This is a genomic window from Nocardia barduliensis, from assembly GCF_013315795.1.
Lineage (GTDB): Bacteria > Actinomycetota > Actinomycetes > Mycobacteriales > Mycobacteriaceae > Nocardia > Nocardia barduliensis.
Window position 1 is genome coordinate 1 of record NZ_JABLTE010000278.1, and the last position, 828, is coordinate 828.

Genomic DNA, 828 nt, shown 5'->3' on the forward strand with positions numbered 1-828 from the left:
GTAGGACTGCCGCGACTGCTTGGCTGACCGTGGGGTGTGCCAGCAGCGCGGTTTCGATCTCGCCGAGTTCGATGCGTTGGCCGCGGAATTTCACCTGGAAATCGATGCGGCCCAGGAACTCCAGGCGCTCGGGCAGTCCGGGGCGGGGCGCACGCCAGATCGCCAGGTCGCCGGTGCGGTACATCCTCGTTCCGGGATCGAACGGGTTGGCGACGAACCGGCCCGCGGTCAGTGCCGCCTGCCGCAGGTATCCACGGGCGAGCTGGTCTCCGGCCAGGTACAGCTCGCCCGGCACTCCGGCGGGCACCGGACGAAGGCGCGAGTCCAGTACATAGACCTTCGTATTCCACTGCGGACGGCCGATCGGCACGGTCGCCCCCTCCGCCGTCCCCGCGGGCCAGTAGGTCACCGACACCGCGGCCTCGGTGGGCCCGTAGAGGTTGTGCACTCGCGCGTCGGTGACCGTGGTGATCGCGCGGACTGTTTCCGGTGGCAGGGCTTCGCCGATGACGAACAGGTGCCGCAGTGTCGCCAGGTTCTCGCGTGTGGCGTGGGTGGCGAATTCGGTCAGCATGGAGGGGACGAAGTCGGTGACGGTGACCTGGTGGGCGGCGATGCTCGCGGCGAGGTAGGCCGGGTCGCGGTGCCCGTCGTGGTCCGCGAGGACGAGCTTCGCGCCCGCCCGCAGCGGCATCAGATAACCCCACAGGGACACATCGAACGTGGTCGCGGTCTTCTGCAGATACACATCGCCCGGACCCATAGGGTACTGGGCGAGCATCCATTCGATCTGATTCTGAATCGCGGTATGAGCGACCGCCACCCCTT

General features: G+C 67.9%; 1 protein-coding gene. It reads right to left on the bottom strand.

The genetic code is table 11. The features are described from left to right. On the bottom strand, nt 1-828 hold an 828-nt coding region (locus HOV91_RS39185; protein ID WP_174190197.1), incomplete at both ends, for an AMP-binding protein.